Source organism: Bradyrhizobium genosp. A (genome assembly GCF_049949275.1).
GTDB lineage: Bacteria > Pseudomonadota > Alphaproteobacteria > Rhizobiales > Xanthobacteraceae > Bradyrhizobium.
Genome location: NZ_CP188196.1, coordinates 4,083,002 through 4,104,444, shown reverse-complemented (window position 1 = coordinate 4,104,444; position 21,443 = coordinate 4,083,002). Strand labels below are relative to the sequence as shown.

The following is a 21,443-nucleotide window of genomic DNA, read 5'->3' as shown; positions in this document are numbered from 1 at the left end:
CCGCTTTGGTTGACCCGCTGAAAGCGACGAAAGGAAGGCGTATGTCCAAGAAATCCCGAAAGAAATCGTCCAAAACGCCCTCCGGCAGTCCGACCGCTAAAAAGAAGCCCCTGAAAACACGGGCATCGACTCAAACACGTGGCGCGAAAACACAGCCGGCATCGGCACGCAAATCAAGCAAAGCAGGCGCCAAGGCAGCATCGCATAAGGCCGCATCGAAACGGTTAAAATCTTCTGAAGAGCCCTCTAAGCCCGCCGCTTCGTTGTCCGGCACCAAACCCGCTCTGGCCGAGGGCCAGAAGGCGCCGGCCTTCCGCCTGCCCCGCGACGGCGGCAACGTCGTCACACTGTCGGACTATGCCGGCCAGAAGCTCGTCCTGTTCTTCTACCCCCGCGCCGACACGCCGGGCTGCACCCGCGAGGCGATCGACTTCACCCGGCTCAAGGACGCCTTTACCGCCACCGACACCGCCGTGCTCGGCATTTCGGCCGATCCGTTAAAGACCCAGGAGAAGTTCCGGGACAAGCACAGCCTCAGAATCCCCCTGATCTCGGACGAGCAGCATGTGATGCTGGAGGCGTATGGTGCCTGGGGCCAAAAATCCATGTATGGCAAGAGCTTCCTCGGGATTCTTCGCACCACGGTGCTGGTCGGACCCGACGGCAAGGTGGCCAAGGTCTGGCGCAATGTCCGGGTCGACGGCCATGCCGACGAGGTGCTGGCCGCGGCAAGAAGTCTTTAACCAGCTCGTTAAAATCGAGCGTTCCTGTTTCCGGAAAATTAACCATGACCGGCCCAGATTGCTGCGGCAATTGAGCCGCAAGGAACCGTTCCGACCGGCGCGGGAGTGCCGATGTCGAAAAGTTCTGCCCAATATTTGCAGCACCCCCAACATCACCCTCACGACCACGGACGGGCGTTCCATCGCCGGCCGGCCACCGCAGCTGCAGCCGCTGCGATTCCGCTGCCCGACGCCGATGACGCCTATACCATCGTGCATCACGGCAAGCAGGTTCGTCTCGGGCCTGTCGTGTTCTGGATCGTGGTCGGCACCGTCGTGCTGCTCGGCCTGTGGTCGGCGGCGACCGCCACCTATTTCGCCTTCCGCGACGACGTCCTGACCCGGCTGATCGCCCGTCAGGCCGAGATGCAATACGCCTATGAGGACCGCATCGCTGAGCTGCGCGCCAAGGTCGACCGCACCACCAGCCGGCAATTGCTCGACCAGGAGCAATTCGACCAGAAGCTCGACCAGATCATGAAGCGCCAGACGGCGCTGGAGTCCCGGGCCACGGCGCTTGGCGCCATGCCTGACGTCACCGGATCGATTTCCCGCTCGGCGCCGCAGCGCGGCGACGCGAACCAGACGACGCAAGGCACGTCAAAGCCGTCGCCGATCAGCGACACCGTGATCTTCGTGGCGCCGCCTGATCGCGAAGCGCGGCTCGAATCGCGCGCGCAGACCGTGATCGCCCCGCCGGTCAATCAATTCGCCAAGAACCAGGGTTTTGACAACGTCCTGGTCCGGCTGACGACCTCGCTCGATCAGGTCGAGCGCCGCCAGGTTGCGGCGCTCAGCGCCGTCGAGGAAGGCATGGATTCGCGGATGCGGCGGATGCGCGGCGTGGTCAGCGACCTCGGCCTGAACCTTTCCAATCTCGAGGCCGCCGTGCCGCGCGCCGCGATGGGCGGCCCGTTCGTGCCGGTGAAACTCACCGCCAACGCGGGCCCGTTCGAGAAACAGCTCTATCGCATCAACACCACGCGCGCCGAGATGGATCGCCTCAGCCGCACGCTGGCGCAGGTACCCTATCGCAAGCCTGTCGTCGGCGAGGTCGAATTCACCTCCGGCTTCGGCGTGCGCAGCGATCCCTTCCTCGGTCGGCCCGCGATGCATACCGGCCTCGATTTCCGCGCCGCGACCGGCGATCCCGCGCGCGTCACCGCCAACGGCAAGGTGGTCTCGGCTGGCTGGTCCGGTGGTTATGGCCGCATGGTCGAGGTCGATCACGGCAACGGGCTGTCGACCCGCTACGGCCATCTCTCCGAGATCAACGTCAAGGTCGGCGAGATCGTGAAGATCGGCCAGGTCATCGGCCTCGTCGGCTCGACCGGCCGTTCGACCGGTCCGCATCTGCACTACGAAACCCGGATCGATGGCGAAGCGGTCGATCCGCAGAAGTTCTTGCGCGCCGGCGTGCGTCTCAGCGCAGGCTAAGCCGCCCCCCAGTCCTGACTACTGGCTGCGTTCGTGGCCGACCTCGCCGGTGATGACGTCGCCGAACAGCTCCCAGGCCTGCCCGTTGAAGCGCATCAGCTGCATCTGCTCGATCGGAAAGTAATCGTCGGGCGACGTGTTGACCATGATGCCGGGCAGCATCAGGTCGGTGTGGAAATTCTTCAGGCTCGCCGCCTGCTTCATGACGTTGTCACGCGTGAGATTGTCGCCGCACTGCTTCAGGACCTGCACCATCGCCTCGGCCTGCACGTAGCCGTAGACATTGTTGGCATTGGTCTTGTCGCCATCAGGATAATATTTGTCCATGAATTCGCGCCATTTCACCACGGCCGGATCCTTGTCCCAGGTCGGATCTGTCGGCTCCTTCAGATAGATGGTTGAGATGATGTCCTTGGAATAGTCGAGGCCAGCGGGCTTCAGGACCGAGGCGACCGAGGTCGCGGTGTTGGCCAGGAAAAACTTTGGCTTCCAGCCGAGCTCGCCGACTTTCCGAATCGCCTGCGCCGAACCCTTCGGCGCCGCCCATGAGAAGAAGATGTCGGCACCGGAGTCATGCAAGGCGACGATCTGCGAGTCGATCGAGGGATCGCTGACCTCATAGGATTTGTCGGCGATAATCATGTTGGCCTTGTCGCCGAGCCCGTCCTTCAGGCCCTTGAACTGATCCTTGCCGGCATCGTCGTTCTGCCAGAACACCGCGATCTTGCCGTTCGGGAAATTGTCGCGAATGTACTTTGCGTAGATCCGCCCCTCGCTCTGGTAGTTGGGCTGAAAGCCCATGGTCCACGGAAAGTTCTTGGGATCGCCGAACTTGGTGCCGCCGGAGGCGACGAACAGCTGCGGCACCTTCTTGGCATTCATGTATTTCATGATCGCGGAGTTCGAGGGCGTGCCAAGCGCCTGGAAGATCAACAGCACCTCGTCGCTCTCGACCAGCTTGCGCGCCTGCTCAATCGCCTTCGGCGGCGAATAGGCGTCGTCATAGCTGATGAAGTTGATCTTGCGGCCGTTGATGCCGCCCTGATCGTTGATCATCCTGAAGAACGCGGCCTCGGTCTTGCCGATCACGCCATAGGACGACGCCGGTCCGCTATAGGGCATCATGTTGCCGATCTTGATTTCGGTGTCGCTGGCGCCGGGATCGTATTTCTTTTGTGCCATGGCCGGTGTCGTGACGAGCAGTCCGGCAGCAAGCATGGCGAGGGCAGCAAGGCTTTTGCGACGACCCGGCATCGTTCTCTCCCCTATGTAGTCTTGTTTTGCGGAGAGTGTCGCAAGGTGGCCGACCGCTGGCAAGCGGCAGGATTTCCCGCGGAGTGAAACGCCGGACCCGGAACTTAGCGGGCGCGCTGCAGCATCCTCACCGCCCGCCCGATTTCCGATAAGACGGAATTCAAGAAGACCGCCGCGAACCGCCCGCGATATCAGCGATCACGGCCCCGATCACCAGCGTGCCGCCGATCAGCGCATGCACGGCCGGCACTTCGCGAAAGCCGACCCAGATCCAGAATGCCATCAGCGGCGTCTCCAGCGTTGCGATCAGCGAGGCCTGCCCTGACGGCAGCAGGCGTGAGCCGAGCATGTAGAAGGTCAGGCCGAGCGCGACCTGGAGGCAGCCGAACATCGCGAGGATCGCAAGGTTATGGCCACTGACATGGGCAATGTCGTGGGCGAACGGCAGGCTGACGAGGCTGCCGATGAAATTCGACAGGGCGGCGGCCGCGACCATCGACGTCTCGCGATGGCGCCGAACGACGACCGTCATCGCCGAGATGGCGAGCACCATGAGGCAGCTCAGTGCCACGCCGCTGACGTCGGCGCCTGCTCGGACACCGCCGACGGTGATAACGACACCGGTGAAGGCGACGAGGCTCGCGATCAGCGTGCGCCATGTCGCGGCCTCGCCGAGCCACAGCCACACCAGCGCCGCCGCCACGAACGGCTGGGTCGCGATCAGGACCGCGACATTCATGACATCAGTCATCTGGAGCGCGGGAATGAACGAGATCATGCCGAGCGCGGACAATGACGCCACGAGCAAGCCGCCGCGTCCCGGCACCAGCAATTGCCGCAGCGCGCCCGGCCCCTGCATCAGGACGAGAAGCACCGAGATCAGGCTGCCGCCGAACAGGCCGCGCCAGAACAGGATGGTCCAGGGATCGAATGGCAGAAGCCGCGTGAAGAACGGCGCCGTGCTCCAGGCAATCGCCGCCGCGGTAACGAGGGCAATGCCGAGACCGCGTTCCGAGCGAGGCTGCCCCATGTCAGAGTGCCCGGTTAAGACGGCTTCTTCGGCCGCGACACCAGCTCGATCATCTTGCCTTCGTCGTCGTCGGGCATCGCAGCCCTCGCCTGCGCGTAGGACTCGACTGCGGCGCGCGAGACCAGCGGCTTGTCGGCCAGCAGGCTCTCGGCGAGTTTCACGGCATAAGCTGCATCCTTGTGCCGCAGCGCGGCCGTGAACGTCGCGCCGCTGAAGTCGCGGGCGACCATGCGCTTGGAATGGCGCTGCACTTGCGGACTGGCAGCGACGCCCGCCTGGATCGACTCCAGCACCAGCTTCATGTCGAGCCCAGCCTGCTCGGCGATCGCGAGGCCCTCGGCAAGGCCGGCGATCTGGATCGCGCCCATGAGGTTGTTGATGAGCTTGTAGACCGTACCGGATCCGACCGCGCCGAAATGTCGGATGGTCGAGCCGATCGGTTCGAGGAACGGGCGCGCACGTTCGAGGTCGGCCGCATCCGCACCGGCGAGCAGCGTCAGTTTTCCGGCCGCTGCGGCATCGGGCAATCCCGTCACGGGGCAATCGATGTAGATCAGCCCGCGTGCGTTGAGCTCGCGGCCCATCTCGCGCGCATGGTCATAGGAGACGGTGGAGCACTCGATCGCAATGGTGCCGGCCTTCGCCGTTTTGGCCGCGCCGTTGAGCCCGAGCCAGACGGCGCGCGAGGCTTCGTCGTCGGCGACCATGGTCACGACGGCATCGGCATCGATCGCGGCATCCTCGGGCGACGTCGCCCATTTCGCGCCGCGCACGATCAGGTCTTCTGCTTTTGCCTTGCTGCGATTCCACAGCGTGACCGTGAAGCCGGCGTCGAGATAGCGGCCGGCCATGCCATGGCCCATCCGCCCCAATCCGATGAAGGCGATTCGGGGCATGGCTAATCAACGTCCTCGATATCGGCGCCGGTGGTGCCGAAGGCGCGCTGCGCCAGGGTCGCGGCCATGAAGTCGTCGAGCTCGCCGTTGAGCACGCCCGACGTGTCGGACGTCTGCACGCCGGTGCGCAGATCCTTCACCATCTGATAGGGCTGCAGCACGTAGGAGCGGATCTGGTGGCCCCAGCCGATATCGGTCTTGGCGGCCTGGTCGGCGGCGGCCTTCTCCTCGCGCTTCTTCAGCTCGATCTCGTAAAGGCGCGCGCGCAGCATGTCCCAGGCCTGCGCCCGGTTCTTGTGCTGGGAGCGGCCGGCCTGACAGACCACCGCGACACCGGTTGGGATATGCGTCAGCCGCACCGCGGATTCGGTCTTGTTGACGTGCTGGCCACCGGCGCCGCCCGACCGCATGGTGTCGGTGCGGACGTCGGCCTCCTTGATGTCGATCTTGATGCTGTCGTCAATGACCGGAAACACCTGCACGCTCGAAAACGAGGTATGCCGTCGCGCGTTGGAATCGAACGGCGAGATGCGCACCAGCCGGTGCACGCCGGCTTCCGTCTTGAGCCAGCCATAGGCATTGTGGCCGGAGACCTGGATGGTCGCGGACTTGATGCCGGCCTCTTCGCCCTCGGACTCCTCGAGGAACTCGACCTTGAAGCCGTGCGTCTCGGCCCAGCGCGTGTACATGCGCAACAGCATCTGCGCCCAGTCCTGGCTCTCGGTGCCGCCGGCGCCGGCATGGACTTCGAGATAGGAATCGAAGCGGTCGGCCTCGCCCGACAGCAGCGCTTCGAGCTCGCGCCGCGCCACTTCCTTCTTCAGGGTCTTGAGCGCGGCTTCAGCCTCGGCCACGACGCCGGCATCGCCCTCGGCTTCGCCGAGCTCGATCATGCCGATATCGTCTTCGAGCTCCTGCTCGACCTTGCCGATGCCCGAGAGCGAATCCTCCAGCGAGGTGCGCTCCTGCATCAGCTTCTGGGCTTTCTGGGGATCGTTCCAGAGGTTGGGATCTTCCGCGAGCTTGTTCAGCTCAGCGAGGCGCGCCGTCGATTTCTCGACGTCAAAGATGCCTCCTCAGCAGCCCGACTGACTGCTTGATCTCTTCTACCAACCGTTCGATTTCGGCGCGCATGGCGTTCTCGTCTCGCGGAATCCCGCGTGCAATTGAGGATGGGGATGTAGCGGCGGCGGCTGCAAAGCGCAACCGCCGGAACCGCGATCGTCTGTCTTATACGCTGGCCTAGTACAGGCCGCCGGTGCCCGGCCGCATGAAGAAGCCGGAATCCGGCTGCTGCTGCGGCGCCCCCGGCACGCCGCGGCCGTCAGCATCAGCGACGCCGATGACGGAGTAGTTATCCGGCGGCGCCGTACCCGGCTTGAAGGCTTCCAGAATGGTTCCACCGGTCTCGCCCGGGCCAGCGCGCATGCCGGTCTTGGCGACGACGCGAACCAGCTTGATGCCGGCCGGCACCTTGAACGGGACCGCGGGCTTGTCGGCAAGCGCGAGCTTGAAGAAGTCGCGCGCGATCGGGGCAGAGAGATGGCCGCCGGTTGCGGCATTGCCTCTGCCGAGCGAGCGCGGCTTGTCGTAGCCCATGTAGATGGCAACCGCGACATCAGGCGAGAAGCCGACGAACCAGGCGTCCTTGGCCTCGTTGGTGGTGCCGGTCTTGCCGGCGATCGGCTTGCCGACTTCCTTCACGACGGTTGCGGTACCGGCCTGGACCACGCCCTCCAGCAGCTCGGTGATCTGATAGGCGGTCATGGAGTCCAGCACCTGCTCGCGGCGGTCGATCAGCTGCGGCTCGGTCTGGTTCTTCCAGCCGCCGGGCGCGTCGCAGCCGCGACATTCGCGCTGGTCGTGCTTGAAGATGGTGTGGCCGTAGCGATCCTGGATACGGTCGATCAAGGTCGGCTTCACCCGGCGGCCGCCATTGGCGAGCATCGAATAGGCCGTGACCATGCGCATCGCCGTGGTCTCGCCGGCGCCGAGCGCGTAGGAGAGATAGTTCGGCAGCTCGTCGTAGACACCGAAGCGGCGCGCATATTCGCCGATCAAGGGCATGCCGATGTCTTGCGCAAGCCGCACCGTCACCGTGTTGCGCGATAGCCTCAGCGCATTGCGCAAGGTCATCGGCCCCATATACTTGCCGGCATCAAAGTTTTCCGGACGCCACACACCAGCGCCCTGGCCCTGGTCGATTTCGATCGGCGCGTCGAGCACGACGGTCGACGGCGTGTAGCCGTTGTCGAGCGCGGCCGAATAGACGATCGGCTTGAACGACGAGCCAGGCTGCCGATAGGCCTGCGTGGCACGGTTGAACTGGCTCTGGTCGAACGAGAAGCCGCCGACCATCGCGAGCACGCGGCCGGTCCAGGGGTCCATCACGACCATCGCGCCCGACACTTCGGGAATCTGGCGCAGACGGTACTGACCTTCAACCGGCTGTCCCTCCTTGCTGTAGAGCGGATCAGCATAGATCACGTCACCGGGCTGGAGCACCTGCGACACACCCGTGGCAGCCCTCCCCTTCGCAGCTCCTGAAGCCGCCTTCGCCCATTTGACGCCATCGAGCGTGATCAGGCCGGTCTCGCGCTGCTTGCTGACGGCGCCGCCGAGCTCGCGGTTCGGCTGGAAGCCGATGCGTGCCGACTGATCGCTGGTCTCGAGCACCACCGCCATGCGCCACGGCGAGATGTCGGAGAGCGACTTGATCTCGGCGAGCTTCACGCCCCAGTCGCCCGAAATATCGAGCTTGCTGATGGCGCCGCGATAACCCTGCTGCTCATCATAGTTCACGAGGCCGGCGACCATGGTCTTGCGCGCCATGACCTGGATCTTCGGATCGAGCGTGGTGCGCACCGAGAGGCCGCCCTCGTACAGCTTCTTCTCGCCATAGCGCTCGAAGATGTCACGGCGGACTTCCTCGGCGAAATATTCGCCGGCGAAGGTGTGGGCGCCGTTGGAACGGTTGGTGACGGCCAGCGGCTCCTTGCGCGCCTTGTCGGCGTCGGCCTGCTTGATCCAGCCGTTCTCCTGGAGACGGTCGATCACGTAGTTGCGGCGCTCGATGGCGCGATCACGGTTACGCACCGGATGCAGCGTCGCCGGCATCTTCGGCAGCGCCGCGAGGTAGGCGGCTTCCGCCACGGTGAGCTCGTTCACCGATTTGTCGAAATAGACCAGCGAAGCGGCCGCGATGCCGTAGGCGCCGAGGCCGAGATAGATTTCGTTGAGATACAGCTCGAGGATCTTGTCCTTCGAATAGGTCTTCTCGATGCGCATCGCGAGCAAGGCTTCCTTGATCTTGCGCGCGAAGGAGACCTCGTTGGTCAGAAGGAAGTTCTTCGCAACCTGCTGGGTGATCGTGGAAGCGCCCTGCGGACGGCGGTTGGAGCCGTAGTTCTGGAGATAGACCAGGCCGGCGCGCGCCATACCGGTGTAGTCGATGCCGCCATGCTCGTAGAAATTCTTGTCTTCGGCGGCGAGGAACGCGTTGATCACGAGCTTCGGCACCGCCTGGATCGGCAAATAAAGCCGCCGCTCCTTGGCGTATTCACCGAGCAGCGAACCGTCGACCGCGTGCACGCGGGTCATCACCGGCGGCTCGTAATCCTGAAGCTGAGAGTAGTCGGGCAAGTCCTTGGAGAAATGCCAGATCAGGCCTGCCACGGCACCGACACCGACAAGGAACACCACCGTTCCCGCAGCGAACAGGAAGCCCATGAACCGCACAAGCAAGCGCATTATGTGTTTATCCGTTCAATCCCTGGATCAGCCCAAGATCAGCCTCAAGGCGCCCCAAACGAACGCCATCCTCACGTCGCGAATTCACCGGCCTACTCAATACCATCGATGCCGGACCGAAAGACGCTTGCCGAACGGGATTCTCGTCGATTCCGGAACCCCCTGCGGCGTTTTTATAAAGCGTCCGCTGTGGCCAAACTAGGGCTTAACATCGGAACCGGCATTCCCTGCTTAATTGCCGGCCCCCGCGGTTGCCATCCGCTTGGCCAGGAACGTGTTGATCGCCTGGGCCATCGAGCCCACCGCGCGCGACCGCCAGCCCTCGGACACGAGGTGATCGAGGTCGCCCTTGTTGGAGACATAGCCGATCTCGACCAGCACCGAGGGCACATCGGGGGCCTTCAGCACCCGGAAACCGGCCGACTTCAGAGGATGCTTGTGCATCCGCACGGTCGACTTCATTTCGCCCATCAGCAGATGGGCAAAACGGTTTGAAAAGGTGCGGGTTTCCCGCTGCGTGAGGTCGATCAGGATGTCGGCGACGTCGGTCGGCTCCTCCGCCAGATTGAAACCGGCAATCGCATCGGCGCGGTTTTCGGCATCGGCCAGCCGCTGGGCCTCGGCGTCGGAGGCCTTGTCCGAGAGCGTGTAGATGGTGGCGCCCTGGGCATCGCCCTCGGCCTTCGGCAGCGCGTCGGCGTGGATCGAGACGAACAGCGCGGCGTTCAGATTGCGGGCGATTTTGCTCCGGTCGCTGAGCGGAATGAAAGTGTCGTCGTCCCGCGTCATCACCACCCGGTATTTGCCAGCCTTTTCCAGCCGGTCGCGCAGCGCCAGGCCAAAGGCGAGCACCAGGTTCTTCTCGCTCTCGCCGTTCGACTGGGTGCCGTTGTCGATGCCGCCATGGCCGGGATCGATCACGACGACCGGACGGCCATCGGATGGCGCCCCTGGCTTTTGCGGCGCCGCTTCGGGCGCGGCAGGAATCGTTGCCGGCGGCGCGGCGACAATCGTCGGCCGCAGCTCGGGGCGATTCTCTGGGGCGGGCGTCTGCACGAATGCCGCGCGGTCGACCTCCTCCAGCTCGAGCACCAGCCGGGCCGGCTGGCCGTTGGCCGCCTCGAGCACGTAGGAATTGGTGATCTTAGCGGGCCCGGTCAGGTCGAACACGATTCGGGAGCCGCCGGGCATCACCAGGCCGTAGCGGAAGGCCTTGACCAGCCCTCGCCCGGCCCCGGTTCCCGGACCCAGCTGAAAATTCACCTGGGGAACATCGACCACGACCCGGTAGGGATCGGCGAGCGCCGTGGCGCGGAAGCTAACGGTCTGGTCGAGGTCGAGAATGAAGCGGGTCTGCTTGCCGTCGCCGGCCAGCCGCGCGGCTGTCGCAATCGGAAAATTCGCCGTTGCAACAGAGGGTTGCGAAGGGCTCTCGGCCGCGCTCAGACGCGAGGAATCGGCGCACGGCAATACCGCGGCGCACAGCAGCGCAAACCCCAGCAAAACCCGTTGATTTGTGCGGCTCGCCACCGAATCCGTGCCTCCGAGCAGCCCTCTTTAACGCAATAGAACCACAGGGTTAATCGATCCTTAATGACGGAGATGCGAAACTCTTCAACTGTGACCGGCGTGCGACGCTCCCTTGCACCAATGGCCCATTCCTCGTATGTACGGAATGCTGACGGCCAATAATTTCCGGTTGTGTCGCATTCAGCCTCCCGGTGCAGCGCCGGAACTCCCAAGGTTTGGGGATTCCAGTGTTTTTCCGTTCCCCTCTAAGACCAGCGCGGTGCGCGGCAGCGAGGCGGAACGGGGCAAGCCCCGGCGGCGGACGGTTTCCGGTTACCACAGTGTTTCCGGGACGGTTTTTGACAGCGACGCGACCAGTTACCCGGTCCCTTAATCCCAAGGGGGCGGTTCGTGATCCCAGGGCGAGCGCGCACGCGCCATGCCTGGCCAGCAGCAACTGATTAGGGGCGGCCCCGCCGCCCAATGTTTCATACGGGCCGACGCTTGATGCGCCAGACTGTGCCGACGAATTCTGAAGGACAATTCGCGACGCTGCGGAGTGAAAATCCCGCGCGCCGCTTCGGTCCTGAAGCTTCCGATTCGGCAAGGCGCGAGAGACGGCGTTTCGGCCTTCCCCTCACCCCCGAATCAGGTGGACCGTCGCGTCACCCGGCAGCGCTCTTCGCGCCCACGGTCGATCGCGCCCGCCGCCGCCAAGAGTTAAGACATGCCCAACAAGATGTTGATCGATGCCACCCACCCGGAAGAGACCCGGGTCGTCGTGGTCCGCGGCAATCGCGTCGAAGAGTTTGACTTCGAGACCGCACAACGCAAGCAACTGCGCGGGAATATCTACCTCGCCAAGGTCACAAGGGTCGAACCCTCGCTCCAGGCCGCTTTCGTTGAATATGGCGGCAACCGCCACGGCTTCCTCGCCTTCAGCGAAATCCATCCCGACTACTACCAGATCCCGGTCGCCGACCGGCAGGCGCTGATCGAGGCCGAGGAGCAGGCCCATCGCGAAGCCGAGGAAGAGAGCGAGAACCGCTCCCACGGCCGCCGCCGCTCGCGCCACCGCAACTCCCGCCGCCGCGGTCATGGCGAGCGCGTCCGCAGCGACATCGTCGAGGGCATCGACCCCGGCGCCGATCCGGCCGCTCTGCCGGTGGAGGGCCAGGCCCTGCCGGAGCATGCCGACGGCGTTGCGCACGAGGGCGAGCACCTGCACGCCGATGCCGAGCATCACGGCGAGCACGAAGGTCACGACCATCACGACCACGATCATCATGACCATGATCACGAGCACGAGCACGATGATCACCATCACGCCCATGATGACGAGCACCATCACGCTCACGATCATGACGACCATGGTCATGACCACGAGCACGATCATCACGACCACGATCATGCCGACGAGACGCCCGCGCCTGTCGCAGCGATCGGCGCCGAGCCCGCTGTTGCGGCCGAGACCGTTGCCGAGCCGCAGGAGGCCGCCACCGCCGAAACGGATGTCGAGGCTTTTGCCGAAGCCGTGACCTCCGTCGCCGAGCCGGCCGATGCCGTCTACGCCGCCGGTGAGAGCATTGAAGCTCCGCATCAGGACGCGGACGCGAGGGCCGACGAAGACGACGAGGACGATGAAGACGGCGAGGACGCCGAAGAGGAGCACGTCGAATCCGTCGGCGGCGACGACGTGATGGAGGAAGTGCCGGAGCGCACCTTCCGTCCGCGCCGCCAGTACAAGATCCAGGAAGTCATCAAGCGCCGCCAGGTGATGCTGGTGCAGGTGGTCAAGGAAGAGCGCGGCAACAAGGGCGCGGCGCTGACGACCTACCTCTCGCTCGCCGGCCGCTATGCCGTGTTGATGCCGAACACCGCGCGTGGCGGCGGCATCAGCCGCAAGATCACCAGCGCGCAAGACCGTTCGCGCCTGAAGGAAGTGGTGCAGGATCTCGACGTGCCCGAGGGCATGGGCATCATCCTGCGCACCGCGGGTGCCGCCCGCACCAAGCCCGAGATCAAGCGCGACTTCGAATACCTGATCCGGATGTGGGAGACGGTGCGCGACCTGACGCTGAAGTCACAGGCTCCGACGTTGGTCTACGAGGAAGGCTCGCTGATCAAGCGCTCGCTACGCGACCTCTACAACAAGGAGATCGACGAGATCTCGGTCGCCGGTGACTCCGGCTACCGCGAAGCGCGCGACTTCATGAAGATGCTGATGCCCGCCAATGTCAGCGCGGTGAAGCAGTATCGCGACGGCCAGCCGCTGTTCTCGCGCATGGGCGTCGAGAGCCAGCTGGACGCGATGTTCTCGCCGACCGTCCAGCTACGCTCCGGCGGCTACATCGTGATCAACCAGACCGAGGCGCTGGTTTCGATCGACGTCAACTCCGGACGATCGACGCGCGAGCACCATATCGAGGACACCGCGCTCAAGACCAATCTGGAAGCGTCCGAAGAGGTCGCCCGCCAGCTTCGCCTGCGCGACCTCGCCGGCCTGATCGTCATCGACTTCATCGACATGGACGAGAAGCGCAACAACCGTGCGGTCGAGCGCAAGCTGTCCGATTGCCTGCGGCAGGATCGTGCGCGCATCCAGGTCGGCCGCATCTCGCATTTCGGCCTGTTGGAAATGTCGCGCCAGCGCATCCGGGCCAGCGTGCTGGAATCCTCCACCGATCCCTGCCCGCATTGCGGCGGCACCGGCCATGTCCGCTCGGTGTCCTCGGTGGCGCTGCAGCTGCTGCGCGGCCTCGAAGAGATCCTGATGAAGGGCGCGACCCACAATCTTGTGGTCCGCACCCGCACCGACGTCGCGCTCTATGTGCTGAACCACAAGCGCGGTCATCTGCGCGATCTCGAAAACGGCTTCAAGGTCTCGCTGTCGGTGATCGCCGACCCCAGCGTCAGCGGACCGCAGGCCTATCTCATCGACCGTGGCGAGCAGGTCCATACGCTGGAAGCCGCCAAGGCGCTGCTGGTTGCACAGGCAGCCGCAAGCCCGCCGCCGCTGGCCGAAGAGGCCTATGACGACGAGGAATTCGATTCGGAGCTGGAATCCGAGGTCGAGACCGAGGAAACCGAAGGTCTCACCGAAGAGCAGGCTGCAGGCGATGCCGCGGCCGAGCAGGATGGCCAGCGCGGCCGCAAGCGCCGCCGGCGTCGTCGCGGTCGCGGCGGTCAGCGGGATGGTGAGGCGCGCGAGGATGGCGCTCCGACGTCTCCTGAAGGGGCCGTAGCGGCCGCTAGCGAAGTCGAAGAGGATGCCGAGGCCGAACAGGACGGCGAGGAAGGTGAGGAACAGGCAGCCCGTGGCGAGCAGCAGGGCGCAGACGCGCGCCGCCGCCGTCGTGGTCGTCGCGGCGGACGTCGTCGGCGCGGCGGTGGCGAGGAAGGTCTCGCCGGATCGATCGGCGACGAACTCGGTGGCAATCCGCCGTCGGAAGCAACCGACGCTGTGGCCGATTTCGATAGCTCCGGCAGCGAGACGGCGCCGTCGATTGCACATTCGGAGCACATCGCGCCGGTTGAGCCGCAGATGTCTCAGCCCGAGCCCTATACGCCGGTACCGGTTGAGGCGCCGGTCCAGCCTGCGCCTTCTGCTGCTGTCGTGGAGGAAGAATCCGCAGCCGACGAAAAGGCGGCACGACGCCGCTCCACCGTCCGCGAGAAGGTGAGCTTCCTGTCGAGCAGCCCGAGCGAGCCGACAACCCCGGTTGCGGCCGCGCCTGAGCCGGTTGCTCCGCCCGCGCCTGAGCCCGCACCGGAAGGTGCAAGCGAGACGCCGGCCGCACCGCGTCGCGCCGGCTGGTGGTCGCGCCGTTTCGGCGGCGGCGAATAGAACGAAATCCAGATAAAACCGCCCGGCCAAGCCGGGCGGTTTTGATTTGGCGAGGTCAGATCCGATGCAAAGCGCAATCATTCTCGGCGGCGGCATGGTGGGCGTCGGTGCCGCCCTGCACCTGCGGCAGCGCGGCTGGACGGTCACGCTGGTCGACCGCAGGGAGCCCGGCCGCGAGACCAGCTACGGCAATGCCGGGATGATCCAGGCGGAAGCGGTGCGGCCCTATCCGATGCCGCGCGATCTCGCCTCGCTCGTGAAGATCGCGACCGGCCGCACCAATGACGTGCGCTACAGCTTGTCCTCGCTGCATCGCCACGTTGAGCCCCTGCTCCGCTATTGGTGGCATTCGGCGCCGAAGCGGCATCGCGAAGCGGTCGCCGCCTGGGCGCAGCTGATCGCCTACGCGACGCCCGAGCACGACATCCTGATCCGCGAGGCCCATGCCGACAATCTGATCCGCCGCGCCGGTTATCGCGCGCTATTTCGCGATGCCGCCGCGCTCGATCTGTCGATCAAGGCCGCGGAAGAGGACCGCCGCGAGTTCGGCGTGAATTTTCGCGTGCTCTCGGGCAGCGAGCTGACCAAGGCCGAGCCGATTTTGCGCGACGATCTCCCCGGCGCGATCCATTGGCTCGACACCTGGACCGTGTCCGATCCGGGCGCCCTGGTCACGGCCTACGCCAATCTGTTCGAACGCCTCGGCGGCATCATCGTGCTCGGCGATGCGCAGTCGCTGCAGCAGACCGCGACCGGATGGTCGGTCGACACTGACAATGGCCGCATCGATGCCGCCAATGCCGTCGTGACGCTCGGGCCGTGGTCGCCGGATCTCCTGCACAAGTTCGGCTATCGGATTCCGCTGGTGCGCAAGCGCGGCTACCACATGCATTACAGCGGCGGCGCCTCGCTCGATTTGCCGCTGGTCGACAAGGGCAGCGGCTACGCCATGGGCCCTATGGCCAAGGGCATCCGTATCACCACCGGCGCGGAGCTGACGGGACCGGATGCGCTGGCCACGCCGGTGCAGCTCGCCAGTGCCGAAGCCTCAGCGCGCGAGCTGATCGACCTCGGCAAGCGCGCCGAACCGGAGCCGTGGTTCGGCACCCGTCCCTGCACACCCGACATGGTGCCCGTGCTCGGGCGCGCTCCGCGCCACCCCGGCCTCTGGATGAATTTCGGCCACGGTCACCAGGGTTTTACGCTGGGACCCGCGACGGGACGCCTGCTCGCGGAGATGATGAACGGTGAGACGCCTTCGATTGATCCGACGCCGTACCGCCCGGAGCGGTTCTAACTCTCCGCTTTCGCGGCGAGGACTGAGAGCGCGGCCGTCAGCCGCCCTTGTCGATAGAGCGCCGCGCCGAGATTGCAAATCAAGCCGACATCGTTGGGATCGAGCTGGAGCGCGCGGCGATAGGCGTCCACGGCATCACCAAATCTGTTCTGGTCCGCAAGCACGTTGCCGAGATTGAGCCAGGCGCCGCGAAAAGCCGGCTCGCGCGCGATCACGGCGCGATAGGCGTCCTCCGCCTCGGTCAGCCGCCCCTGCTCGGCGAGCGCGACGGCGAGGTTGAAGCACGCGCGCGTCAGATGCGCATCGAGCGCGATCGCGCGGCGATAGGCGGTCTCGGCCTCGCCGAAGCGCGACAGCTCGCCCAGTGCCACGCCGAGCTTGTTGTGCAGGCCGGCGTCATCGGGCCGCCCGCGCAGCGCGCGCTGGAACGCGGCCACGGCACCTGCGTGCTCGCCTTTCACCGCAAGCGCATCGCCAAGCGTCACCAGCGCCGGCGCGTGGTCGGGATCGATATTGAAGACCCGGTTGAGCAGCGCGGCGCCGTCGGCAGCGCGGTCGGTGACGAAGGCCGCGACGGCGGCCAGATGCAACGCCGGCACATGGTCCGGCTCTGCCTTCAAGACCTCGGTGCAGAGCGCCTCCGCCTGATCCGGCCGACCGGCCGCAAAATGCTCCGCCGCCGCCAGCACAATCCGAGTAACAGCCGCATTGCCCACGATACTGCCCGCCCCTTCGACATCAGAGATGCCGGTTAAACGTGCGAGGTGGCAAATTCCGTCAGCCGGCGCGCTCGGCCAGGACGGCCTTGATGCGCACGGCATCCGGAGGCGTGACCGGATTGTAGACGACCACTTCCCATGTGGCGGTCCTGATCAGCACCGGACTGAATTCGAGCGAGGACAAGCCTCGGCTAGCTTCCCGTCTCGCTCGGCAGGGGCAGGTTTCGCAGCGGAACGGGCGAACTCTGGATGATACTGGTGGTGGTCTGGCCGAAGGCAAGAAACCGGTCGAGCACCTCATCGAGCTTGTTGATCGACGGCAGATAGACCTTCAGCACGAAGCAGTCCTCGCCGGTCACACGATGGCACTCGACGACCTGCGCTAGCGACTGCGCCAACTCGACGACCCTCGGAAGTTGACCAGGCGCGGGCCGCACACGCACATAAGCCGAAACCGGAAAGCCCAGTGCAGCGGGGTCCAGCTCCAGGCAATAGCCGCGAATGATGCCGGCCTCTTCCAGCCGCAAGACCCGCTCGCGTACGGCGGGCGCCGACATGCCCACCCGTCGCGCCAATTCGGAAATGCCAAGCCGCGGATCATCGCTGAGCAGAGCCAGCAGCTCCACGTTTCGGGGGTCGCGCAACAGCTCGGATCGATGAAGGCCCAAATCCGAATCTCCCTCCAGATTGACGGCAATTTCAGGCTATCACCTTCATATCGGCATTCAATGGGCCATGCCTTCCGTTATGCTGCAATATGGCTTTCAAGGTCCCCAGCACCGTGTCCGCGTCGCCGAGGTTCACCGACCGGCTACCACCGCACATCTTCTTCCTCATCAGTGCGGTGTTCCACTATCTCGGACCGTCTTTCGCGGTGCTCTTGTTCGCCAGCCTCGCGCCGCCTGGTGTCGCCTGGCTGCGGATCGCCAGCGCCGGACTGATCTTCGGCATCTGGCGCAGGCCGTGGCGGACCTTCGTCGTGTTGCCGTCGCGGGACAAGGCGATCATCATCGCGCTTGGCGCCGTACTCGCGGCGATGAACACGCTCTTCTATGAGGCGATCGCCCGCCTGCCGCTGGCAACTGTAGGAGCCATCGAGTTCCTCGGTCCCATCGGGCTTGCGGCGTGGGGCGCACGCACGCGGCGTAACCTTGTTGCCCTCCTGCTGGCCGCGGCTGGCGTCTACGTCCTGACCGATGTGCGAATCGCGGGTGCGCTGCTTGGCTATCTGTTTGCCTTCGCCAACTGCGCCCTGTTCATGGGTTACATCATTCTCGGCCACCGCATCTCGGCAGGCGGTGCCGGCGTGTCCGGCATCGATCGCCTTGGCTGTGCGATGATGGCCGCGACAATCGCTGCGCTGCCATTCGGTCTACGCGATGCCTTGCCCGCATTCTCCCATGCGTCATTGCTGGCGGCAGCGGCCGGGGTCGGCGTGTCGTCCTCCGTCATTCCTTATGTCTGCGACCAGCTTGCGATGGCGCGCCTGCCGCGGGCGACCTTCGCGCTGCTGTTGTCACTGCTTCCGGCCAGTGCGGCAATGATCGGGTTCCTCGTGCTGCGCCAAGTACCGAACCCGGCGGAACTAGCCGGGATCGCACTCGTCATGGTCGGTGTCGCACTGCATCGAGTTGATCTAGCAGTACGCTAGTCCGTCGTAACAGCGGTTTCCATGTCCGTTGGATCGATCTGCTGGCTCAGCCGCGCGTTGAGCTTGTCGCGATCGAGCTCGCCTTCCCACCCGGCGACGATCACGCAGGCCACGCCGTTGCCGCAGAGATTGGTCAGCGCGCGGCACTCGCTCATGAACTTGTCGATGCCGAGCACGATCGCCATGCCCGGCACGAGCCGCGGGTCGACCACGGCGAGTGTCGCGGCAAGCGTGATGAAGCCCGCGCCGGTGATGCCGGAGGCGCCCTTCGAGGTCAGCATCGCCACGACCAGGATCGTGAGCTGCTGGCCGAAGGTGAGATCGAAGCCGAGCGCCTGTGCGATGAACAAGGTCGCCAGCGTCATGTAGATGTTGGTGCCGTCGAGGTTGAACGAATAACCCGTGGGCACCACGAGGCCGACCACCGACTTCGAGCAGCCGAGCCGTTCCAGCTTCTCCATCAAGGACGGCAGCGCGCTTTCCGACGACGAGGTGCCGAGCACGATCAGCAGCTCGTCCTTGATGTAGGCGAGGAACTTGAAGATCGAGAAGCCTGCGATCCGCGCGATGATGCCGAGCACCACGAGCACGAACAGTGCAGCCGTCAGGTAGAACGTCGCGATCAGGCCCATCAGATTGAGGATCGCACCGGTGCCGAACTTGCCGATGGTATAGGCCATCGCACCGAACGCACCGAGCGGCGCCGCGCGCATCACGATGGAGATGACGCCGAACACCGCATGCGCGGCATCGTCGATGAAGCTGCGGATGGTGTGGCCGCGCTCGCCGAGCCCCATGATAGCGAAGCCGAACAGCACCGAGAACAGCAGCACCTGCAGGATCTCGCCCTGCGCAAAGGCGCCGACCACGGTGTCGGGAATGATGTGCAGGATGAAGTCGACGCTCTTCTGGCCCTCAGCCTGCTTGGCGAAGTTGGCAACCGCATTCGCATTCGCAGCCGCACTGCCGAAGCCCGCGCCCGGCTTCACGACGTTGCCGATGATGAGGCCGATGATGAGCGCGAAGGTGGAGACGATCTCGAAATAGACCAGCGCCTTGACGCCGATGCGTCCGACCTTCTTGGCGTCCTGGATGTGGGCGATGCCGGAAACCACCGTGCAGAAGATGATCGGGGCGATCACCATCTTGATCAGCTTGATGAAGCCGTCGCCGAGCGCCTTGATCCATTCGTTGGTGGCAACCGTCGGCCAGAGCCAGCCGACAATCGCGCCGAGCACGATGGCAATCAGCACCTGGACGTAGAGAATTCTATACCACGGCTTGGCCGCACTCGGTGCGGCCGGCGCCCCCGCCATTGTTGTCGTTGTCATTGTTTCACTCCCCCTCAAATTTAGAGCCAGCCAAGATCAACTTGGCCGGCCCTGTCAATTGGAACTGCTCGGACTTGCGCGCTTTACCGGCGATCGATGATCCGGCGTGCCGCCGGCATCAGGGTCGCACCCAGCGCGTTCTTGACGAGAGATGCCGCTATAAACGGCGCGACGCCAACCTGCCAAGCCTTGGCGGCACCAAGGCCGAAGGCCAGCCAGCCGAACCCGCCGACGAAAATGACGACATGGCCGACGGCCATTGCCGCAAACAGCAGACCCACGCTGCGATCCCAGCCGCGCTCGGCGAGCCAGCCGGTGACGAAAGCCGCGGCGACGAAGCCGAACAGATAGCCGGCAGTCGGGCCGACCAGCGGCGCAAGTCCGCCGACCGGACCGGCAAACACCGGCAGCCCCATCGCGCCCTCAGCGAGGTAGGCGATCATGGTTGCGCTGCCAAGGCGCCAGCCATAGGCCGCGCCGATCATCAGCACGACCAGGCTCTGCAGGGTCATGGGCACGTAAGGCAGCGGCAGATTCACCTTGGCTGATAGCGCCATCAACGCGGTGCCAAGCGCGACCAGCACGAATGCGCGCAAGCTGCCTACGGTCTCACCCGGTCGGGTCGGCCACAACAAGGCGGCGAGAGAAGAATGCCGCGTGGCGGCGGACTGTACGGTTCGGTCAGACAAGATGCACTCCGGAAGGCTGTTCGAAACTGGCGGCTATTTAAGCCAGTGAGCGATCCGGTCAACTGCCTCCCGCATCTCCGCAGCCGAGCGGGCATAGGAGAATCGGATGAACGAGCGGCCATGGATCGGATCGAAATCGACGCCCGGCGTTGCCGCAACGTGGGCCTTCTCCAACATCTGCTTTGCAAAGTCGAAACTGTCCGAGGTGAAGTCCGAGACGTCGGCATAGAGATAGAACGCGCCATCCGCCGGCAAAAACTTGCTGAGGCCCGCCTTTGGCAATCCCTCGATCAAAATGCGCCGGTTTTCCTGATAGCCATGCTTGATCTCCTCCATCTCGGCCGCACCGTCGAAGGCGGCTTCGGCCGCGATTTGTGACAATGACGGCACCGAGATCGAGAGGTTCTGCTGCAGCCGTTCGATCGGGCGCACCAGGATGTCGGGCACGACCATCCAGCCGACGCGCCAGCCCGTCATGCAAAAATACTTCGAGAACGAGTTGATCACGAGTGCGTGGTCGGACAGCGCCGCCGCCGTTACCGCCGGAAAGGCATAGTCGAGCCCGTGATAGATCTCGTCGGAGATGAAGCGGATGCCCGCATCCTCGGAGGCCGCGATCAGGCCAGCGAGCGCCTCCCGGGACATCATCGTTCCCGTCGGATTGGCGGGGCTGCCGACCAGCACGCCCTTCAGCGGCGCCTCGCGATGGGCGGCGAGCAGCGCCTCGCCGGTCAGCGCGTGACGCGTCTCGTTGGTGGTCTCGATCAGCACCGGCTCGCAGCCGAGCGCAGTGAGGATGTGACGATACGGCGGATAGCCCGGCACCGTGACGGCGACGCGATCGCCCGGCTCGAACATCGACAGGAAAGCGAGGATGAACCCGCCGGAGGAGCCTGTGGTCACCACGATTCGCTCCGGGCCGACGGTGCAGCCATGGGCATCGCGATAATGCCGCGCGATGCGCTCGCGCAAGGAAGGAATGCCGAGTGCCGAGGTATAGTCGATCCGCCCCGCAGGAAGCGCGGCCTGCGCGGCCGCAATCGCCGTCTTCGGTGCGCCGGCCGCGGGCTGGCCGACCTCCATGTGAATGACATGGCCGCCGGCCGCCTCAATCCTGGCCGCCGCGGCCATCACGTCCATCACCATGAACGGGGGAACATCACTGCGGCGGGAGGGCTCGAGCCACTGCCCCATCCGGTTCCTCAATGTCGCATCGTGCATCGATTTCTGCTATTTCGCTGGCGGACCGGG

General features: G+C 64.9%; 17 protein-coding genes. 5 read left to right on the top strand and 12 right to left on the bottom strand.

Annotated elements, in window-relative coordinates; all coding sequences use genetic code 11:
• Window positions 1-41: 41 nt before the first annotated feature.
• Window positions 42-743 carry a peroxiredoxin gene (locus ACP2YP_RS18995; RefSeq protein ID WP_426425943.1) on the top strand — a complete coding sequence of 234 codons (702 nt, stop codon included), beginning with the start codon at window positions 42-44 and terminating at the stop codon, window positions 741-743.
• A 111-nt stretch (window positions 744-854) separates the two neighbouring features.
• Window positions 855-2,219, top strand: coding sequence for a M23 family metallopeptidase (locus ACP2YP_RS18990; protein WP_426425942.1), 1,365 nt, complete (start codon window positions 855-857; stop codon window positions 2,217-2,219).
• Window positions 2,220-2,237: 18 nt separating this feature from the next.
• Here ACP2YP_RS18990 and ACP2YP_RS18985 read toward each other — a convergent pair whose 3' ends face one another.
• The 6 genes from ACP2YP_RS18985 to ACP2YP_RS18960 all read right to left on the bottom strand — a co-directional run bounded on the left by ACP2YP_RS18985 (window position 2,238) and on the right by ACP2YP_RS18960 (window position 10,679).
• Window positions 2,238-3,473, bottom strand: a complete 1,236-nt coding sequence (locus ACP2YP_RS18985; protein ID WP_426425941.1) for an ABC transporter substrate-binding protein — start codon at window positions 3,471-3,473, stop codon at window positions 2,238-2,240.
• Window positions 3,474-3,633: 160 nt separating this feature from the next.
• Window positions 3,634-4,503: a DMT family transporter gene (locus ACP2YP_RS18980; RefSeq protein ID WP_426425940.1), complete on the bottom strand. Its 870-nt coding sequence runs from the start codon at window positions 4,501-4,503 to the stop codon at window positions 3,634-3,636.
• A gap of 14 nt (window positions 4,504-4,517) precedes the next feature.
• A complete protein-coding gene (locus ACP2YP_RS18975) occupies window positions 4,518-5,399 on the bottom strand; it encodes an NAD(P)-dependent oxidoreductase (protein ID WP_426425939.1) in 882 nt (293 codons plus the stop codon).
• Between the two features lie 2 nt (window positions 5,400-5,401).
• A protein-coding gene (prfB, locus tag ACP2YP_RS18970) for a peptide chain release factor 2 (RefSeq protein WP_426425938.1) occupies window positions 5,402-6,533 on the bottom strand; the annotation gives its coding sequence in 2 pieces (ribosomal slippage) (window positions 5,402-6,463 and window positions 6,465-6,533; 1,131 coding nt in all).
• Window positions 6,534-6,641: 108 nt separating this feature from the next.
• Window positions 6,642-9,149 (bottom strand): penicillin-binding protein 1A, encoded by a 2,508-nt coding sequence (locus ACP2YP_RS18965; protein WP_426425937.1) that lies wholly within the window; start codon window positions 9,147-9,149, stop codon window positions 6,642-6,644.
• A gap of 231 nt (window positions 9,150-9,380) precedes the next feature.
• The gene (locus ACP2YP_RS18960) at window positions 9,381-10,679 is read right to left on the bottom strand and encodes an N-acetylmuramoyl-L-alanine amidase (protein WP_426425935.1); all 1,299 of its coding nucleotides are present in this window, start codon (window positions 10,677-10,679) and stop codon (window positions 9,381-9,383) included.
• A 706-nt stretch (window positions 10,680-11,385) separates the two neighbouring features.
• Between ACP2YP_RS18960 and ACP2YP_RS18955 the strand changes: the two genes are divergently transcribed.
• Both ACP2YP_RS18955 and ACP2YP_RS18950 read left to right on the top strand, forming a co-directional pair.
• Window positions 11,386-14,505 carry an Rne/Rng family ribonuclease gene (locus ACP2YP_RS18955; RefSeq protein ID WP_426425934.1) on the top strand — a complete coding sequence of 1,040 codons (3,120 nt, stop codon included), beginning with the start codon at window positions 11,386-11,388 and terminating at the stop codon, window positions 14,503-14,505.
• Between the two features lie 64 nt (window positions 14,506-14,569).
• The gene (locus ACP2YP_RS18950; RefSeq protein ID WP_426425933.1) at window positions 14,570-15,802 is read left to right on the top strand and encodes an NAD(P)/FAD-dependent oxidoreductase; all 1,233 of its coding nucleotides are present in this window, start codon (window positions 14,570-14,572) and stop codon (window positions 15,800-15,802) included.
• On the opposite strand, the gene ACP2YP_RS18945 is transcribed toward ACP2YP_RS18950, so the two are convergent.
• From ACP2YP_RS18945 to ACP2YP_RS18935, 3 genes are all read right to left on the bottom strand, one after another.
• Window positions 15,799-16,518 (bottom strand): tetratricopeptide repeat protein, encoded by a 720-nt coding sequence (locus ACP2YP_RS18945; protein WP_426425932.1) that lies wholly within the window; start codon window positions 16,516-16,518, stop codon window positions 15,799-15,801. The two genes, ACP2YP_RS18950 and ACP2YP_RS18945, sit on opposite strands and share 4 nt — an antisense overlap.
• Window positions 16,519-16,579: 61 nt before the next feature.
• Window positions 16,580-16,705 carry a hypothetical protein gene (locus tag ACP2YP_RS18940; RefSeq protein WP_426425931.1) on the bottom strand — a complete coding sequence of 42 codons (126 nt, stop codon included), beginning with the start codon at window positions 16,703-16,705 and terminating at the stop codon, window positions 16,580-16,582.
• A 7-nt stretch (window positions 16,706-16,712) separates the two neighbouring features.
• Complete coding sequence (locus tag ACP2YP_RS18935) at window positions 16,713-17,147, bottom strand: Lrp/AsnC family transcriptional regulator (RefSeq protein ID WP_426425930.1); 435 nt, start codon at window positions 17,145-17,147, stop codon at window positions 16,713-16,715.
• A 131-nt stretch (window positions 17,148-17,278) separates the two neighbouring features.
• Between ACP2YP_RS18935 and ACP2YP_RS18930 the strand changes: the two genes are divergently transcribed.
• Window positions 17,279-18,172: an EamA family transporter gene (locus ACP2YP_RS18930; protein ID WP_426425929.1), complete on the top strand. Its 894-nt coding sequence runs from the start codon at window positions 17,279-17,281 to the stop codon at window positions 18,170-18,172.
• Here the strand turns inward: ACP2YP_RS18930 and ACP2YP_RS18925 are convergent.
• The 3 genes from ACP2YP_RS18925 to ACP2YP_RS18915 all read right to left on the bottom strand — a co-directional run bounded on the left by ACP2YP_RS18925 (window position 18,169) and on the right by ACP2YP_RS18915 (window position 21,413).
• Window positions 18,169-19,503: a dicarboxylate/amino acid:cation symporter gene (locus tag ACP2YP_RS18925; RefSeq protein ID WP_426425928.1), complete on the bottom strand. Its 1,335-nt coding sequence runs from the start codon at window positions 19,501-19,503 to the stop codon at window positions 18,169-18,171. The genes ACP2YP_RS18930 and ACP2YP_RS18925 overlap by 4 nt on opposite strands.
• Before the next feature lie 83 nt (window positions 19,504-19,586).
• Window positions 19,587-20,135 carry a biotin transporter BioY gene (locus ACP2YP_RS18920; protein WP_426426199.1) on the bottom strand — a complete coding sequence of 183 codons (549 nt, stop codon included), beginning with the start codon at window positions 20,133-20,135 and terminating at the stop codon, window positions 19,587-19,589.
• A 90-nt stretch (window positions 20,136-20,225) separates the two neighbouring features.
• Window positions 20,226-21,413, bottom strand: a complete 1,188-nt coding sequence (locus tag ACP2YP_RS18915) for a pyridoxal phosphate-dependent aminotransferase (protein WP_426425927.1) — start codon at window positions 21,411-21,413, stop codon at window positions 20,226-20,228.
• Window positions 21,414-21,443: the final 30 nt, after the last annotated feature.

Bases quoted from the DNA above. Each gene is read 5' to 3' on its own strand.
- ACP2YP_RS18930 (WP_426425929.1), top strand. From the start codon at position 17,279: ATGGCTTTCAAGGTCCCCAGCACCGTGTCCGCGTCGCCGAGGTTCACC.
- ACP2YP_RS18990 (WP_426425942.1), top strand. From the start codon at position 855: ATGTCGAAAAGTTCTGCCCAATATTTGCAGCACCCCCAACATCACCCT.
- ACP2YP_RS18985 (WP_426425941.1), bottom strand. From the start codon at position 3,473: ATGCCGGGTCGTCGCAAAAGCCTTGCTGCCCTCGCCATGCTTGCTGCC.
- ACP2YP_RS18965 (WP_426425937.1), bottom strand. From the start codon at position 9,149: ATGCGCTTGCTTGTGCGGTTCATGGGCTTCCTGTTCGCTGCGGGAACG.
- ACP2YP_RS18955 (WP_426425934.1), top strand. From the start codon at position 11,386: ATGCCCAACAAGATGTTGATCGATGCCACCCACCCGGAAGAGACCCGG.
- ACP2YP_RS18950 (WP_426425933.1), top strand. From the start codon at position 14,570: ATGCAAAGCGCAATCATTCTCGGCGGCGGCATGGTGGGCGTCGGTGCC.
- ACP2YP_RS18980 (WP_426425940.1), bottom strand. From the start codon at position 4,503: ATGGGGCAGCCTCGCTCGGAACGCGGTCTCGGCATTGCCCTCGTTACC.
- ACP2YP_RS18995 (WP_426425943.1), top strand. From the start codon at position 42: ATGTCCAAGAAATCCCGAAAGAAATCGTCCAAAACGCCCTCCGGCAGT.
- ACP2YP_RS18925 (WP_426425928.1), bottom strand. From the start codon at position 19,503: ATGACAACGACAACAATGGCGGGGGCGCCGGCCGCACCGAGTGCGGCC.
- ACP2YP_RS18975 (WP_426425939.1), bottom strand. From the start codon at position 5,399: ATGCCCCGAATCGCCTTCATCGGATTGGGGCGGATGGGCCATGGCATG.
- ACP2YP_RS18915 (WP_426425927.1), bottom strand. From the start codon at position 21,413: ATGCACGATGCGACATTGAGGAACCGGATGGGGCAGTGGCTCGAGCCC.